This window comes from Pseudomonas sp. SCA2728.1_7 (genome assembly GCF_018138145.1).
GTDB lineage: Bacteria > Pseudomonadota > Gammaproteobacteria > Pseudomonadales > Pseudomonadaceae > Aquipseudomonas > Aquipseudomonas koreensis_A.
Genome location: NZ_CP073104.1, coordinates 2481532 through 2498763, shown reverse-complemented (window position 1 = coordinate 2498763; position 17232 = coordinate 2481532). Strand labels below are relative to the sequence as shown.

Here is a 17232-nt window from a genome sequence, read left to right as displayed (position 1 = left end):
ACCGCCCCCTTTCCCGGAGGGAGAGGGGGCTGACCGAGGTGTCTTGGGTCAAACGCCGACCTGAAAGAGCTTGGCGATTATGGATTCGGTGATGCACGTTCAGGTCGATGTACCTTTGAAGCATCCCCCGATCGGTCCCCTCTCCCACCGGGAGAGGGCTAGGGTGAGGGCAGCAATCCCCCAGACACGCCACAAATCCGCCAAATCTGCGACAATCCGCCCCCTGCATAAATAGACGACCGAATTGCCTACCCGATGACCGACGAATCGCCCTCCATCGACAAACTGCTGAAAAACCTCGATCACGCCATGCTCGCCGACCGTCACCGGCTGCGGCGGCAGTTGCTTGAGCTGCGCAAGAAACCCGACGAGGCCAAACTGGCCCAATGGGTGACGCGCATGCAGGCGTCCTGCGATCAGGTGCTGGCGCGCCGTGCCAGCCTGCCGGTGATTCGTTACGACGACAGTTTGCCGATCGCCGCCAAACGCGACGAGATCAAAAAGGCGCTGGAAAAACACCAGGTGCTGATCATCGCCGGCGAAACCGGCTCGGGCAAAACCACCCAGTTACCGAAGATCTGTCTGGAAATCGGTCGCGGCCAGCACGGTCTGATCGGCCATACGCAACCGCGCCGAATCGCTGCTCGCAGCGTCGCCAGCCGCGTCGCCGAAGAACTCGGCACGCCGCTCGGTTCGCTGGTCGGCTATCAGGTGCGTTTCGAGGATCAGAGCGATTCCAACACCCTGATCAAGCTGATGACCGACGGTATTCTGTTGGCGGAAACCCAGAATGATCGCTACCTCGAACGCTACGACACGATCATCGTCGACGAAGCCCACGAGCGCAGCCTCAACATCGACTTCCTTCTCGGTTACCTGAAAACCCTGCTGCCGCGTCGCCCGGATCTGAAAGTCATCATCACCTCGGCGACCATCGATCTGGAGCGCTTCTCCAAGCATTTCGATGATGCGCCGATTGTCGAGGTGTCCGGTCGCACCTTCCCGGTGGACACCTGGTATCGCCCGTTGACGCTCGAGCAGGACGAAGAGGGCAACCGCGTCGAGGATGACCTGACCGTCGATCAGGCGATCCTCGCTACTCTCGATGAAATTGCCGCTTACGAACGCAGCGAGCGTCGCAGCCCCGGTGATGTGCTGGTGTTTTTGCCAGGCGAGCGTGAGATTCGTGACGCCGCCGACATGCTGCGCAAAGCCCAAATCAAACACACTGAAATCCTGCCGCTGTACGCGCGCTTGTCGCCGGCGGAACAGCAGCGGATTTTCCAGTCACACCCGGGCCGTCGCGTGGTGCTGGCAACCAACGTTGCCGAAACTTCGCTGACCGTACCGGGCATCCGTTACGTGATCGACAGCGGCACCGCGCGCATCAGCCGCTACAGCTATCGCGCCAAGGTGCAGCGTCTACCGATCGAAGCGATTTCCCAGGCCAGCGCCAATCAGCGTAAGGGTCGTTGTGGTCGGGTTGAGCCAGGCATCTGCATTCGGTTGTACAGCGAAGAAGATTTTAACGGGCGCCCGGAATTCACCGATCCGGAGATTCTGCGCACCAACCTCGCCGCTGTGATCCTGCAAATGCTGCATCTGCGCCTCGGCGAGATCACCGCGTTCCCGTTTATCGAGCCGCCGGATGGCAAGGCGATCAGTGACGGTTTCAACCTGCTGCAAGAACTCTCGGCGGTGGATCGCAACAGCCAGTTGACCCCGCTGGGTCGCCAGTTGGCGCGCCTGCCGGTCGACCCGCGCATGGGCCGCATGTTGCTCGAAGCGGCCAAGCTCGGCAGCCTGCAGGAAGTGCTGATCGTCGCCAGTGCCATGTCGATTCAAGACCCGCGCGAGCGTCCGCCGGAACGTCAGCAAGCGGCCGATCAGGCTCACGCACAGTGGAAGGATGTCGATTCGGATTTCGCCGGTTTGGTAAATCTGTGGCGTGGTTTTGAAGAGCAACGCCAGGCGCTGACTGCGAGTCCGCTGCGCAACTGGTGCCGCAAGAACTTCCTCAACTATCTGCGTCTGCGCGAATGGCGTGATTCCCATCGGCAGTTGAGCCTGATCTGCCGTGACATGCAGTTGAGCCTGAATAAAGAGCCGGCGGATTATCCGAAACTGCACAAAGCGGTGCTGGTCGGTTTGCTTAGCCAGATCGGTCAGAAAACCGAAGATGGCGATTACCTCGGCGCGCGTCAGCGGCGCTTCTGGATTCATCCGTCGTCGGGCATTGGCAAGAAGCGCCCGCAATGGCTGATGACCGCTGAACTGGTGGAAACCACCAAGCTCTACGCGCGCATGGTCGCCAAGATCGACGCCGACTGGATCGAGCCGCTGGCCGGGCACCTGATCAAGAAAAACCATTTCGAACCGCACTGGGAGAAGAAGCGCGGCCAGGTCGTCGCGTTCGAACAGATCACCCTGTTCGGGCTGATCGTGGTCGGCCGCCGCCCGGTGCATTACGGCCCGGTGGACCCGGTCGTTTCCCGTGAACTGTTCATCCGCGAAGGTCTGGTACGCGGGGAGATTCAGTCCAGAGCCAAGTGCCTGACGGCCAACCAGCAACTGCTGGAACAGCTCGATGAGCTGGAAGCCAAGGCCCGTCGTCGCGACATTCTCGCGGATGAAGAAACCCTGTACGCGTTCTACGACGCGCGGTTGCCGGCGGAGATTCACCAGACTGCGACCTTCGACAGTTGGTACCGCATCAACAGTCAGAAAAACCCGCAACTGCTGATCATGCGCGAAGAAGATGTGCTGGCCCGCGAGGCCAGTGAAGTCACCGCGCGCGATTACCCGGACACCCTGCACATCGGCGATCTGGAACTGGCGCTGACCTACCACTTCGAACCCAATCACCCGCGTGACGGCGTGACCCTGCGCGTGCCCGCGCCGCTGCTGCCGATGCTGCCGCCGGAACGCCTGGAGTGGCTGGTGCCGGGGCTGATCGAGGCCAAGTGCATCGCCCTCGTGCGCAACTTGCCGAAAGCGCTGCGCAAGAATTTTGTGCCGGTGCCGGACTTCATCAAGGCTGCCTTGCAACGTATGACCTTTGCCGAAGGTTCGTTGCCGCAAGCGCTGGGCCGTGAATTGCTGCGCATGACCGGCGCGCGGGTCAGCGATGAGGCGTGGGCAGAAGCCGAGCTGGGCGTCGAGGGGCATCTGCGGATGAACCTGGAAATCGTCGATGGCCAGGGCAAATTCCTCGGTGAAGGTCGCGATCTGGCCGAGCTGACTGCGCGGTTTGCCGAAGCCAGTCAGGCTGCGTTGGCGGTGCCGCAGAGCGCGAAAAGTCAGCAACCGGTGGAGGCCAAGGTCTTCGCCCCGGTAGCAGAAAAGACTCAACAGAAGATCGCCGGGCTGTCGATGACGGTGTATCCGGCGCTGGTCGAAGAGGGCGGCACGGTCAAGGAGGGGCGCTTTTCGACCCCGGCCGAAGCCGAATTCCAGCACCGTCGCGCCTTGCAGCGGTTGTTGATGCAGCAACTGGCAGAGCCGGCCAAGTTCCTGCGCAGCAAGTTGCCGGGGCAAACCGAACTGGGCTTGCTCTATCGCGAGCTGGGCCGCGTCGATGCGCTGGTCGAAGACATTCTGCTGGCCAGCCTCGACAGCTGCATTCTCGAAGGCGAAGACCCTTTGCCCCGCGACGGCGCCGGTTTGGCTGCACTGGCCGAGCGCAAACGCGGCAACTGGACCGAGCACGCCGAGCGTGTGGCGCGCCTGACGCTGGAGATTCTCAAGCTTTGGCACGGTCTGCAGAAGCGCTTCAAGGGCAAGATCGACCTGGCGCAAGCCGTGGCGCTGAATGACATCAAGCAGCAAATCAACAATCTGGTGTATCCGGGTTTTGTCCGCGAAACGCCGATGCAGTGGCTCAAAGAGTTGCCGCGTTACTTGAAGGCGGTCGAGCAGCGTTTCGAAAAACTCGGTGCGCAGGTGCAGAAGGATCGCGTCTGGAGCGGCGAACTCGCCGGCCTCTGGGCGCAATACCAGACCCGCGCAGCGAAACATGCGCAGGAAGGCAAACGCGATCCGCAGCTTGAGCTGTACCGCTGGTGGCTGGAGGAATACCGGGTGTCGTTGTTCGCCCAACAGTTGGGCACGAAAACGCCGATTTCCGACAAACGCCTGAACAAGCAGTGGACCCAGGTCGAACCCTGACCTTGAGCCATGCGCAATCCCCTGTGGGAGCGAGCCTGCTCGCGAAAGCGGTGTGTCAGGTAAGAATGTGCTGACTGACACCGCGCCTTCGCGAGCAGGCTCGCTCCCACATTGGGATGTGGGTTGTGCTTGAGAAAGGCGCCAAAAGTCCACGTTTATGGCAAACTTCGCGACCATAAACGCCGGTTTCGCGACCCAGAGCCTTCGGCCACGTCGCGAGACGGAATAAAGCGATGCCAGGTTTGCGTCCCCCGGATGGGAATAGACCCTTTGTGTGTTGGTACGACGGTTCCAGCACTTTCTGCCTGAACAGATTAGAGAAACGACCATGCATAACGTCGTCATCAGCGGCACCGGCCTGTACACCCCGGCCAACAGCATCTCCAACGAAGAGCTGGTGCAGTCTTTCAATACCTACGTCGCCCAGTTCAACGCCGACAACGCCGAGGCCATTGCCAGCGGCGAAGTCCAGGCCCTGACCGAATCCAGCGCGGCGTTTATCGAAAAGGCTTCCGGCATCAAGAGCCGCTTTGTCATGGACAAGGACGGCATCCTCGATCCACAACGCATGGCCCCGCGCCTGCCAGAGCGTTCCAACGACGAATGGTCGGTGCTCTGCCAGATGGCCATCGGCGCTGCCGAACAGGCCCTGCAACGCGCCGGCAAAACCGCCGCTGACATCGACGGCGTGATCGTCGCCTGCTCCAACCTGCAGCGCGCCTACCCAGCCATCGCCATCGAAGTCCAGGAAGCTCTGGGCATTCAGGGTTTCGGTTTCGACATGAACGTGGCCTGCTCCTCGGCGACCTTCGGCATTCAGGCCGCGGCCAACAGCGTGCAACTGGGCCAGGCCCGGGCGATCCTGATGGTCAACCCGGAAGTCTGCACCGGTCACCTGAACTTCCGCGACCGCGACAGCCACTTCATCTTCGGCGACGCCGCCACTGCGGTGATCATCGAGCGCGCTGACACCGCGACGTCCAAGCACCAGTTCGATGTAGTCAGCACCAAACTGCTGACCAAGTTTTCCAATAACATCCGCAACAACTTCGGCTTCCTCAACCGCGCGGCTGAAGAGGGCGTCGGTGCACGCGACAAGCTGTTCGTGCAGGAAGGCCGCAAGGTGTTCAAGGATGTCTGCCCGATGGTTGCCGAACTTATTGGCGAGCATCTGCAAGAGAACCAGCTTAACGTCGGCGACGTGAAGCGCTTCTGGCTGCACCAGGCCAACCTGAGCATGAACCACCTGATCGTGCGCAAACTGCTGGGCCGTGAAGCCACCGAAGAAGAAGCGCCGGTGATTCTCGACACCTACGCCAACACCAGCTCCGCGGGTTCGGTGATTGCTTTCCACAAATATCAGGACGATCTGGCTGCCGGTTCGCTGGCTGTCTTGAGTTCGTTCGGTGCCGGCTATTCGATCGGCAGCGTCATTCTGCGCAAGCGTTGAAAAGAGGTTTAATTTCCTCTTAATCGCGCCGACTTTTCCTACATCCGAATCGGCTCAAACGCTGTAATTTTTCGGAAATGGCGGCAGGTGAAGACCTGGCGCCGTCATTTTCGGAATCGGCACAAGGAAATTTTTGGATGGCGGCTGACGACACCCAACTGCTTGCGCGCCTGCTGGCCGGTGAGCAACAGGCTTTCAAGGAACTGGTGACGACGTATCAGAGCGCCATGCGCGCCGTAGCGTATGCGATTGTCGGGCAGCGCCATGTCGAAGAAGTGGTGCAGGACGCCTGGCTTTCCGTGGTGCGCCATATCGCCAGCTTCGAGGGGCGTTCCAGTCTCAAGACCTGGCTGTTGACCATCACTGCCAACTCGGCAAAAAGTCGCTACAAGCAAAATCGCCGGGAAGTGTTTATGGATGATTTGCCATCGCCCCATGGCACCATCGACGACGACCGTTTTTCTCCCGGTGACGGCCATTGGCTGGTCGCCCCGTTCGCCTGGCACCAGGACACCCCCGAAGCGCTGCTCACTGAAGACGAATTGCGCGAGTGCCTGGAGCATACGCTGCTGAGTCTGTCGGAACTGCAAAGCAGCGTTTTGCTGTTGCGCGAACGGCAGGGGCTGGAGCTAGAGGAGATCTGTAATCTTCTGGAGATCTCGCTCTCCAATGTCCGTGTGCTGCTGCATCGTGCGCGGCTGAAAGTCTTCGCGACCGTGGAGCATTTTGAGGAGACCGGAGAATGTTGACCTGCAAGGAGCAAGTGGCACGCTCCAGCGATTATCTCGATGACCAATTGAGCTTTGGTGAAAAGTGGATGGTGCGTCATCACCTGATGTTTTGCCCGAACTGCCGGCGTTTCATTCGTCAGATGCGTTTGATGCAAGCCACCTTGAAGGCGATGCCGGAGAAACCGGAGGACGGGGTGGATGCGCTGGCTGAGCGTCTGGCGGCGCAGCGGCGGGACGATAGCCCGTGAAAAAACACAGCCCGATGCAGCGCCAGCGAACGGATGATGGGGATCGCTGTAACTGGACCGGGCTGCAGGAAAATCAGCTTCGATCGACAAGTCGCAAGGGGAGCGGTGACTTGCAGCTTGTCGCTCGAAGCTTGTAGCTGTTTTCTTAGAACTTGGCTTCGGCGTCCAGTTGCAGGGTGTTGGCGTCAGCATCACGCTGGGTACGGCTGGCGAAGTCGGCCTTGGTCAGGAAGTACGTAGCGCCAATGGCGAAGTTCTTGTCGATGTCGTAACCGACCTTGAACTTGTGGCCACGGGAACCAGTGGTGCCGTTGGCGAAGTCGGAGTCGGTGAAGGCGCCGACCACGGCATTACGCTGCACGTCACGATAGTTGTAATCGAGGTTCAGGCCGAAGACTTTCGACTTGGCACCCAACAGCCACGCGGTGTCCTGATCGGTCACGGCGTCGTTGTTCTTCACGTACTGACCGTAGAACGACAGTGGCATCGGCAGACCGCCGATGTCGACCTGGCTGAACCCTTCATACAGACGGAATTCGTTGTTGGCCGAGTTGCCGTTGACCGCCAGCGCGCACGGTGTGGAAGTACCGGTGCAGCGGCTGTCTTCGTCGTTCTGGTAGGCGTAGACGCTGCCGCCCACGGTCACTTTCAGGTTGTCGCTGATGTTGAAGCGGCTACCCAACTGGCCAGCGGTCAGACGCAGGTCGTGACGGAATTGCACGCCATCGCCGTCGACGTTGTCCTTGAGGTTGTAGTTACCCAGGCTGCCGAACAGTTCGGCGCTGCTGCCCAATGGGTACTTGTAGGTCACGGCCAGACCTTCCGGGTTGATGTCGCTATCCCAGATCACGTCGCCCATGCTGACCCACGGCTGAAGCATCTTGCCGCCGATGATGTGCAGGTTCTTGATCTGATCCGGGTGGTAGTCGATGTAACCCAGGTCGAGCCAGATCTGCTTCTTGTCGAAGTAGTTGTCCTGGTCCTGGTTGGTCGAACGGGCATCGTCGCCGCCGCCGGTGGCGATACGGATGCCGGTGTCGACTTGTGGGTTGATCTCGGTGTAGGCGCCCAGACGGGCACGGATGCGCTGACGATCCTTGTCGCGGCCGCCGTTGTTCGGTTCGCCGTCGATCTTGATGGTTTCCTGACGGATACGCACATCGCCTTTGAACTGGGTCTTGGCCGCCCAGGCGAGTTTCTGGTCGAAGACGCTTTGTTCGTTGGTTTTCTTCGCAACGGCGGCGACTTGTTCGTTGGTCTCTTGCTGCGCCTGCTGCGCGATTTGCTGAGCCTTCTGATCCTTGGCCAGTTCAGTTTGCAGTTCGATGTACTGCGCCTGGGAAATGGAACCGTTAGCCTTGAGCATGTCGAGCAGTTTGGCGTCGACTGCAGCACTGGCCGGAACACTCATGGCCAGCAACAAGCCACCGCACAGGGCCGCCGCAGTTTTCGTGGAAGCAAGACGCATAGCAATCTCCGAAGATGAGAGGGGATGGCACAGCCATCCGGGGCACAACCGACGATTCGAGCGTCGGAAAACAGTGTCCGGGTAGAACCCGGCGCTCTAAAAACAGGCGCCAGTATCGCGATGGTTTATGACAGAGCAGTGGCACAGTGATGGCAGGTTGATGACGATATAGATTCGCCCTGAACTATTGATCTAGAGCGCTGTCGGCCGATTGCGGGTGTGCAATGCCGTGCAATCGGCGATACTCGCCGGGCGCTGAAGTCCTGTTGTGGAGAGCTTGTTGATGCCGTTGCAACGCCTGCAAAACCTGTCGGAAATTGCCTCGGCAACCTGGGATGCGCTAGTGCCTGAAAGCCAGCCATTTTTGCGCTATGCCTTTCTCAGTGCGCTGGAAGACAGCGGCAGCATTGGCCCTCACACCGGCTGGCAACCTGAGCATTTGCTGCACATCGAAGATGGCCGTCTGATCGCCGCGTTACCCAGTTATCGCAAGTGGCATTCCTACGGCGAGTACGTGTTCGATCACGGCTGGGCCGACGCCTGCGCCCGCGCCGGCATCGATTACTACCCCAAGCTGTTGACCGCTGTGCCATTCAGTCCGGTCAGCGGCCCGCGCTTGTTGGCGGCCAATGTCGAAGACGGTTTCGAACTGCTCAAGAGCCTGCCGGGCTACCTGGAGATCGAAGGGCTTTCCAGCGCGCACATCAATTTCACCGACGCTTTCAGCGATGCTGCGATGGCCGAACAGCCGGGCTGGCTGCAACGCATTGGCTGTCAATATCACTGGCAGAATCGCGGGTATCGCGACTTTCAGGATTTCCTCGACGTGCTCAGTTCACGCAAACGCAAACAGATGCGCAAGGAACGCGAGCAAGTGGCGGGGCAGGGCTTTGAGTTTGAATGGCTGGAGGGGCGCGAGCTGGACGAGGCACAATGGGATTTTGTCTACGCCTGCTATGCCAATACCTATGCGGTCAGGCGCCAGACGCCGTATCTGACGCGGGACTTTTTCAGTCTGCTGGCCGAGCGCATGCCCGAGGCGATTCGCGTGGTGCTGGCGAAACAGGGCTCACGGCCGGTGGCGATGGCCTTCAGTCTGGTCGGTGGCGACAGTTTCTACGGGCGCTATTGGGGCTGTCTGGCGGAGTTTGATCGACTGCACTTCGAGACCTGTTTTTATCAGGGGATGGATTATGCGATTGCCCAGGGTTTTCAGCGTTTCGACGCTGGCGCCCAGGGCGAGCACAAGCTGATTCGCGGGTTCGAACCGGTGATCACCCACTCGTGGCACTACTTGCTGCATCCGGGGCTGAAAGCAGCGGTGAAGGATTTCCTGCAACAGGAACGCGCCGGCATCCTCGCGTATGCCGAAGAAGCGAAAACAGCCTTGCCCTATCGCCAGACATAGATACTTTGTAGGAGTGAGCCTGCTCGCGATAGCGGTCTGTCAGAGCCATTGATGTTGACTGACACACCGCTATCGCGAGCAGGCTCACTCCTACAAGGGGATTTGTACAGGCTTCAGGTTTCTTCCTTGCCTAGCCATCGATAGATCCCGCCACCGACCACCGCGCCAATCAGCGGTGCGACCCAGAACATCCACAGCTGCGCGATCGCCCAGCCGCCGACCATCAGCGCCGGCCCGGTGCTGCGTGCCGGGTTCACCGAGGTGTTGGTGACGGGAATCGAGATCAGGTGGATCAACGTCAGGCCCAGGCCGATGGCGATGGGTGCCAGCCCGGGTGGTGCGCGTTTATCGGTGGCGCCGAGGATGATGATCACAAACATCGCGGTCATCACGAGCTCAGTGACAAACCCCGCCGCCATCGAGTACTTGCCTGGCGAATGCTCACCATAACCGTTGGATGCCAGGCCTGTGGCGATGTCGAAGCCCTCCTTGCCGCTGGCGATGTGGGCGATCAGCGCCGCCGCGAGAATCGCGCCGAGCACTTGGGCAATGATGTAAGCGGGTAACTCCTTGGCCGGAAACCGACCGCCGACGAACAGACCGACCGAGACGGCCGGGTTGAGGTGACAGCCGCTGATGTGGCCAATGGCGAATGCCATGGTCAGCACCGTCAGACCAAACGCCAGGGCCACCCCCAGCACCCCGATTCCCAGTGGTGAAGACGCGGCGATCACCGCGCTGCCGCAACCACCCAATACCAACCAGAACGTACCCAACAACTCAGTGACTGAACGTTTGAACAGAGACATGAGAGGCGTCCTTGATAGCCCTGCTATCGAGACTGCATCGCGTTGTGCATCCTTGCAGACTTACGACAGGCTCCCTTCCGGAACCTTGGCTGAGTACAGCAGGCTTTTGGTGGATTTCCAGCGGCCACAAAAAAACCGCCAGCGCCCGTGGTTGGCGGGTTGTGGCGGTTTTATCCTGTGCCGATGGCACCTGTAGGAGTGAGCCTGCTCGCGATAGCGGTGTGTCAGCCGACGTTAACGGGACTGACACACCGCTATCGCGAGCAGGCTCACTCCTACAGGGTTTTGTGGTGACTGGAGAGATCAATCGATGCCGACAAACCCCCCTGTCTGATGCGCCCATAGCCGTGCATACAACCCGCGATGGGCCAACAGTTCAGCATGGGTGCCGCTCTCGGCAATCTTGCCGTTCTCCAGCACCACCAGCCGATCCATGCGCGCGATCGTCGAGAGACGGTGCGCAATCGCGATCACGGTTTTGCCCTGCATCAACGTTTCCAGGCTTTCCTGAATCGCTGCCTCGACTTCCGAATCCAGCGCCGAGGTCGCTTCGTCCATGATCAAAATCGGCGCGTCCTTGAGCAGCACCCGCGCAATCGCAATGCGCTGACGCTGACCACCGGACAATTTCACCCCACGCTCACCGACATGCGCATCGAAACCGGTGCGGCCCTCAGCGTCCGACAACAGCGGAATGAACTCATCGGCGCGCGCCTTGTGCACCGCATCCCACAACTCGGCATCAGTCGCATCGGGTTTGCCGTACAGCAAGTTGTCGCGGATCGAACGGTGCAGCAGCGAGGTGTCCTGGGTGATCATGCCGATCCGCGCGCGCAGGCTTTCCTGACCGACTTCGGCGATGTTCTGGCCGTCGATCATAATCCGTCCGCCTTCGACGTCGTACAGGCGCAGCAGCAGGTTGACCAGCGTCGATTTGCCGGCACCTGATGGCCCGATCAAGCCGATTTTCTCGCCCGGTTTGATGTTCAGGTTGAGGTCGCCGATGATCCCGCGCTTCTTGCCGTAGTGAAAATCCACGTGCTCGAAGCGCACTTCGCCACGGGCCACTTCCAGCGGTCTGGCTTGCTCGTGATCGGTGACGCTGACCGGTTGCGAGATGGTGCGCAGACCGTCCTGAACCATGCCGATGTTTTCGAAAATGCCAGTGACCACCCACATGATCCAGCCGGACATGTTGACGATGCGGATCACCAGACCCGTGGCCAGGGCAATTGCGCCGACGGTGATCAGCGACTGCGTCCACAGCCACAGCGCCAACGCGGTCGTGCCGACGATCAGCAGGCCGTTCATGGCAGTGATCGCCACGTCCATGCTGGTGACCACGCGACCGGCCATTTGCGCTTTGACGGTCTGTTCTTCGATGGCTTCCTTGGCGTAATGCTGTTCGAAGTTGGTGTGGGCAAACAGCTTCAGCGTGGCGATGTTGGTGTAGCCGTCGACGATGCGGCCCATCAGTTTCGAGCGCGCGTCGGAGGCTTCCACCGAGCGCTCTTTCACCCGCGGTACGAAGTAATACAGCGCGCCGATGTAGGCGACAATCCACGTCAGCAGCGGGATCATCAGGCGCCAGTCGGCCTCGGCGAACAACACCAGCGAGCTGATCGCGTAGATCACCACGTGCCACAGTGCATCGACCGCTTGCACCGCCGAGTCACGCAGCGAGTTGCCGGTCTGCATGATGCGTTGGGCGATACGCCCGGCGAAGTCGTTCTGGAAGAAATTCAGGCTCTGTTTGAGCACGTAGCTGTGGTTCTGCCAGCGAATCATGCTGGTCATGCCGGGACTCAAGGTCTGATGCACCAGCAAGTCATGCAGGCCGAAGAAGATCGGCCGCAGCACCAGAGCAACCACCAGCATCCACGTCAGTTCGAGGGCGTGGTCGCTGAAGAAATTCGGGTTCGGCGTACCTTGGGCCAAATCGATGATGCGGCTCAGGTAACTGAACAGTGCCACTTCGATCAACGCGGCGAACAGGCCGACGACGAGCAGGGCGGCAAAACTCGGCCAGACCTGCTTGAGGTAATAGGTGTAGAAGGGGAGAACGCGGTCCGGCGGAGACGCCGTCGGGGCTTCACGGAATATGTCGATCAGTTGTTCGAAACGGCGATAGAGCATCAGATAACCGCCCGGAGTACGGGCTCTCCTTTTATCGGTGTGAGCGGCGCGCGGGATCAGGCCGGCGCCGCTCGATACGCCCTGTACAGCTTAGTCGATGACTTTGGCCGACTTGATGATCACAGGGTCGACAGGCACGTTTTGCATGCCGCTTTTAGTGGTGGTTTGCGAGTTGACGATGATGTCGACCACGTCCATGCCCTTGACCACTTTGGCGAACACCGCGTAACCGGCGTCACGGCCCGGATCGAGGAACGCGTTGTCAGCCACGTTGATGAAGAACTGGCTGGTGGCCGAGTCAGGGTTGGAAGTGCGCGCCATCGACAAGGTGCCGCGAACGTTGTGCAGGCCATTGCTGGCTTCGTTCTTGATCGGTGCCTTGGTCTCTTTCTGTTGCATCTGCTGGGTGAAACCGCCGCCCTGAGCCATGAAGCCCGGGATCACACGGTGGAAAATGGTGTTGGTGTAAAAACCGCTGTTGACGTAATCGAGAAAGTTCTTGGTACTGATCGGCGCCTTGACCGGGTCCAGTTCGATTTCGATCTGGCCGTTGGTGGTGTCCAGCAGCACGTGCGGTGCTTTGGCCGGCGTGGCAGCCATCAGGTTGGCGGCAAACAGCACAGTACCAGCGGCGAGGGCGAGTTTTTTCAGCATGGGTCAGTGATCCTGAGATTGAATATCGGCTGCGGCGAGAAACTCCAGCAGCGTTTGATTGAAGCGTTCGGGTTGATCAAGCGGGGTGGCGTGGCGCGAATCGGCGATTACCACCAGCCGCGCATTGGGCAGCAGTTTTACATAGGTTTCTTTCAGCGCAACCGGTGTGTAGTCACGGTCGGCGCTGATGACGAGCGTTGGACAGGTCACCCGGGAAAGTCGTTCCTGAACGCCCCAGCCAACAATCGCATCGAAGCTGGCGAGATAAGCACGTTTGTCGTTTTTTGCCCAGCGTTCGGCCATTTTCTGCCGCAGATCGGCTTGTTCAGGTTTCGGAAAAAGTTTGCCGCCCAGCGCTTTGCCAATGGCCGCGAGACTCAGCACGCGCATCAGGCTCCAGCGTTTGAACCACTGCCAATAATCGTCGCGGCTGCGGATTTTGACTTCGGGCGCGCTGTTGACGATGGTCAGGCTCTTGAGCATTTGCGGATGATCGACGCCGAACTGGAAGCCGATCATCCCGCCCATCGACAGCCCGACGTAATGCACCGGGCCAAGATTCAGATGCTCGATCAGCGCCAGCATATCGGCACTGAAACCGGCAATGCTGTAGCGCTCGCGTGGTTTGTCCGAGCGCCCGTGGCCGCGAATGTCCGGGACGATCACCCGGTAATGCGCGGCCAGTGCCGGGACCTGCATTTCCCAGTCCAGCGTGCTCGAACCGAGCCCGTGAACCAGCAGCAACGGCGTACCGTGGCCATATTCCTCGTAGTGCAGGTTGCAACCTTCATGCTCGAAATACGCCATCGGTGAACTCCGTGTCAGGCTTGTTCAGGGGCGGCGAACGGTGCGTCCAGCGGCAAGGTGTCGAAGGTACGCAGCAGTTCGATGAGGATTTGCGTGGCCGGGCCCAGGGGTTTGTCCTTGTTCGAATACAGATAGAAACTGGAGTTGCGGTTGCCGCCCCTGTCCAACGGTAGCAGCTTGAGCGAGCCATCCTTCAGTTCGCGCTCGATCATATGCCGTGGCAGCCAGGCAAAACCGAGCCCGCTGCTGACGAACGTGGCCGCCGTGGCAAGGCTGCCGACGGTCCAGCGCTGCTCGGCGCCGAGCCAGCCGACATCACGCGGCTGCTGGCGGCCGGAGTCGCGAATCACCACTTGCATCTGGGTTTCCAGATCCTGAAAGCTCAATTCGCGATTGAGCCGATGCAGCGGGTGATCGGGGTGGGCGACGGCGACGAATTCGACGTCGCTCAGTTCCGCACCAAGGTAACCGGGAATGCTCAGGCCGGTGATGGCCAGATCGGCCACGCCTTCGAGCAGCACTTCTTCGACACCTGACAACACTTCCTCACGCAAACGCACGCGGCAGCCGCGACTCTGCGGCATGAACGCGGTCAGCGCGCGAACGATCCGTGCGCTCGGGTAGGCCGCATCGACTACCAGCCGCACCTCGGCTTCCCAACCTTGCTCCATGTGGTGGGCGAGGTCTTCCAGTTGGCTGGCCTGTTTCACCAGTTGCCGCGAACGGCGCAGCAATACGCCACCGGCTTCGGTGAGCACGGCTTTGCGCCCGTCGATGCGCAGCAACGGCACGCCGAGCTGGTCCTGCATGCGGGCGACGGTGTAACTCACCGACGATTGCGAACGGTGCAAGGCCTCGGCGGCCTGGGCGAATCCGCCGTGGTCGACCACGGCCTGCAATGTTCGCCATTGATCAAGGGTCACGCGGGGCGCTTTCATCAATAGCTCCTCTTGTCCTAAGCTGGCCGTCCCTCATGGAGACTGCCGAATGAAAAAATTCTGTTGTGTGCTGCTGGCGTTGCTTCCGTTGACTGCTTTTGCCTACCCGATCGATGTGCAGAAAGACCTCAACGGCATGAAGATCGACTACGAGACCTTCGACACCGACAACGACATCGGCTCGATTCGGGTGGCCAACTACGGTGATGTCGATGCAACGTGCAAAGCGGTGTTCAGCAATGGCCCGGAAGCACCGCGCACCCGCACAATCGATGTGCCGGCGGGCAAACATAAAAACGCCACGGCCAAGTTCACCCGCGAGATCATCAAGTTGCGCATCAAACTGACCTGCACCCCGAAATAACACCGATCCCTGTAGGAGTGAGCCTGCTCGCGATAGCGGTGTGTCATATACATCTGTGTTAACTGACACACCGCTATCGCGAGCAGGCTCACTCCTACAGGAGCATGGTTCAGCATCTAAACGAATTATTCGATACTTTGCAGCAATTATTTGCGCTTTTTCATCGATTCGACTCTGTTTAACCTTCACTCCATCGACCTACAACATTCTCGGATGGAGGCTACACACCATGTCCCGCGTTCTGATCATCGAAAGCAGCGCCCGCCAGCAAGACTCGGTATCCCGTCAACTGACTCAGACTTTCATCAGTCAGTGGAAAGCGGCGCACCCTGCCGATCAGATCACCGTACGTGACCTCGCCATGAACCCGGTTCCGCATCTGGACAGCAACCTGCTGGGCGGCTGGATGAAACCCGCCGAGCAGCGCAACGCCAACGAGCAATCGTCGCTGGATCGTTCCAACGAATTGACCGATGAACTGCTCGCCGCTGACGTGCTGGTGATGGCCGCGCCGATGTACAACTTTGCGATCCCGAGCACCCTCAAGGCCTGGCTCGACCACGTGCTGCGTGCCGGCGTGACCTTCAAGTACACCGAAACCGGCCCGCAAGGCCTGCTCAGCGGCAAACGTGCCTACGTGCTCACCGCTCGCGGCGGCATCTACGCCGGCGGCCCGGCGGATCATCAGGAACCGTACCTGCGTCAGGTCATGGGTTTCATCGGCATCAACGACGTGACGTTCATTCACGCCGAAGGCATGAACCTCGGTGGCGACTTCCAGGAGAAGGGCTTGAATCAGGCCAACGCCAAGCTGTCCCAGGTCGCTTGATATGTTAATCGCCAGATAATCGCCGATTGTTTAAGTGACCTGGCGCAACCCCTTCAAGGCTCTACGCGCATCGAACCTCCCTTTGCACTTGTTGCTCCTGAGTGCTGTAGCCCGATTGAACGCATTTGCGAGATCGGGCTTTTTTTTGCCTGCGATTCACAGAACGACGTAGATCCCTGTAGGAGTGAGCCTGCTCGCGATAGCGGTGTGTCAGTCAATGCTGATGTGTCTGAACAACCGCTATCGCGAGCAGGCTCACTCCTACAGGGGATTTGTGTTGTTGGAGGGTTCGCGGTCTTGCGCAAAAACCGCTATCGTCGCCGCCATTCGATTTCGAGGCGAGCATGGGCTATCTACTTTTTGTCACGCTGATCCAGGCGTTTTCCTTCAGTCTGATCGGCGAATACCTGGCCGGTCATGTCGACAGTTACTTCGCGGTGCTGGTGCGTGTTGTGCTGGCCGGGCTGGTGTTCATTCCGTTGACCCGCTGGCGCTCGGTGGAACCTTCGTTCATGCGCGGCATGCTGGTGATCGGCGCGTTGCAGTTCGGCGTGACTTACGTCTGTCTGTACTTGAGCTTCCGCGTGCTGACGGTGCCGGAGGTGTTGCTGTTCACCATCCTCACGCCGTTGCACGTGACACTGATCGAAGATGCGCTGAACCGACGCTTCAACCCGTGGGCGCTGATCGCTGCGCTGGTGGCGGTGTGCGGGGCGGCGGTGATTCGTTTCGACAGCATCAATCCGGACTTCTTCATGGGCTTCCTGCTCCTGCAACTGGCCAACTTCACCTACGCCGCTGGACAGGTGATGTACAAGCATCTGGTGGCGAAACACCCGAGCGACCTGCCGCATTACCGGCGTTTCGGCTTCTTCTACCTCGGCGCGCTGGCGGTGGTGCTGCCGGCATTCCTGATGTTCGGCAAAGCCAACTTCCTCCCGGAAGCGCCGCTGCAGTGGGGCGTTTTGCTGTTCCTCGGCCTGGTCTCGACCGCGTTGGGCATGTACTGGTGGAACAAGGGCGCGTGCATGGTCAACGGCGGCACGCTGGCGGTGATGAACAACCTGCACGTGCCGGTGGGCTTGCTGCTGAATTTGCTGATCTGGAATCAGCATGAGGAACTGGGGCGGTTGTTCCTCGGCGGCAGCGTCATCCTCGCCGCCGTATGGATCAGCCGACTGGGCATCCGCAAATCCCCAGCCACCGCGTAACCCCTGTAGGAG

14 protein-coding genes are annotated in these 17232 nt (G+C 59.9%); 8 read left to right on the top strand and 6 right to left on the bottom strand.

Annotated elements, in window-relative coordinates; all coding sequences use genetic code 11:
* The first annotated feature begins 255 nt into the window (after positions 1 to 255).
* The 4 genes from hrpA (at position 256) to KBP52_RS11040 (ending at position 6596) form a co-directional block, all read left to right on the top strand.
* Entirely contained in the window at positions 256 to 4167 is a 3912-nt protein-coding gene (gene hrpA / locus KBP52_RS11055; protein WP_212622744.1) for an ATP-dependent RNA helicase HrpA, read from the top strand.
* A gap of 328 nt (positions 4168 to 4495) precedes the next feature.
* Entirely contained in the window at positions 4496 to 5617 is a 1122-nt protein-coding gene (locus KBP52_RS11050; RefSeq protein WP_212622743.1) for a beta-ketoacyl-ACP synthase III, read from the top strand.
* A gap of 137 nt (positions 5618 to 5754) precedes the next feature.
* Positions 5755 to 6366, top strand: a complete 612-nt coding sequence (locus tag KBP52_RS11045) for an RNA polymerase sigma factor (protein ID WP_212622742.1) — start codon at positions 5755 to 5757, stop codon at positions 6364 to 6366.
* Entirely contained in the window at positions 6360 to 6596 is a 237-nt protein-coding gene (locus tag KBP52_RS11040; protein WP_077571571.1) for a zf-HC2 domain-containing protein, read from the top strand. Before KBP52_RS11045 ends, KBP52_RS11040 begins: the two co-directional genes overlap by 7 nt.
* 145 nt (positions 6597 to 6741) lie before the next feature.
* Here the strand turns inward: KBP52_RS11040 and KBP52_RS11035 are convergent, their stop codons facing one another.
* A complete protein-coding gene (locus tag KBP52_RS11035; RefSeq protein WP_077571572.1) occupies positions 6742 to 8064 on the bottom strand; it encodes a putative porin in 1323 nt (440 codons plus the stop codon).
* A gap of 283 nt (positions 8065 to 8347) precedes the next feature.
* Here KBP52_RS11035 and KBP52_RS11030 point away from each other — a divergent pair, with 283 nt between their 5' ends.
* On the top strand, positions 8348 to 9472 hold the full coding sequence (locus KBP52_RS11030; RefSeq protein ID WP_212622741.1) for a GNAT family N-acetyltransferase: 1125 nt from the start codon (positions 8348 to 8350) through the stop codon (positions 9470 to 9472).
* A 113-nt stretch (positions 9473 to 9585) separates the two neighbouring features.
* Here KBP52_RS11030 and aqpZ read toward each other — a convergent pair whose 3' ends face one another.
* From aqpZ to KBP52_RS11005, 5 genes are all read right to left on the bottom strand, one after another.
* On the bottom strand, positions 9586 to 10281 hold the full coding sequence (aqpZ, locus tag KBP52_RS11025) for an aquaporin Z (RefSeq protein ID WP_116028890.1): 696 nt from the start codon (positions 10279 to 10281) through the stop codon (positions 9586 to 9588).
* Positions 10282 to 10584: 303 nt separating this feature from the next.
* Entirely contained in the window at positions 10585 to 12417 is a 1833-nt protein-coding gene (locus KBP52_RS11020; RefSeq protein ID WP_077571575.1) for an ABC transporter ATP-binding protein, read from the bottom strand.
* A gap of 90 nt (positions 12418 to 12507) precedes the next feature.
* Positions 12508 to 13071, bottom strand: coding sequence for a peptidylprolyl isomerase (locus KBP52_RS11015; RefSeq protein WP_077571576.1), 564 nt, complete (start codon positions 13069 to 13071; stop codon positions 12508 to 12510).
* Positions 13072 to 13074: 3 nt separating this feature from the next.
* Positions 13075 to 13878 (bottom strand): alpha/beta hydrolase, encoded by an 804-nt coding sequence (locus KBP52_RS11010; RefSeq protein ID WP_077571577.1) that lies wholly within the window; start codon positions 13876 to 13878, stop codon positions 13075 to 13077.
* Between the two features lie 14 nt (positions 13879 to 13892).
* On the bottom strand, positions 13893 to 14816 hold the full coding sequence (locus KBP52_RS11005; RefSeq protein ID WP_007914443.1) for a LysR family transcriptional regulator: 924 nt from the start codon (positions 14814 to 14816) through the stop codon (positions 13893 to 13895).
* 49 nt (positions 14817 to 14865) lie between these two features.
* Here KBP52_RS11005 and KBP52_RS11000 point away from each other — a divergent pair, with 49 nt between their 5' ends.
* From KBP52_RS11000 to KBP52_RS10990, 3 genes are all read left to right on the top strand, one after another.
* The gene (locus KBP52_RS11000; protein ID WP_077571578.1) at positions 14866 to 15180 is read left to right on the top strand and encodes a 3-phosphoglycerate kinase; all 315 of its coding nucleotides are present in this window, start codon (positions 14866 to 14868) and stop codon (positions 15178 to 15180) included.
* A gap of 229 nt (positions 15181 to 15409) precedes the next feature.
* A complete protein-coding gene (locus KBP52_RS10995) occupies positions 15410 to 16009 on the top strand; it encodes an FMN-dependent NADH-azoreductase (protein WP_116028893.1) in 600 nt (199 codons plus the stop codon).
* 344 nt (positions 16010 to 16353) lie between these two features.
* Entirely contained in the window at positions 16354 to 17220 is an 867-nt protein-coding gene (locus KBP52_RS10990) for a carboxylate/amino acid/amine transporter (RefSeq protein WP_212622740.1), read from the top strand.
* The last annotated feature ends 12 nt before the right edge of the window (positions 17221 to 17232 follow it).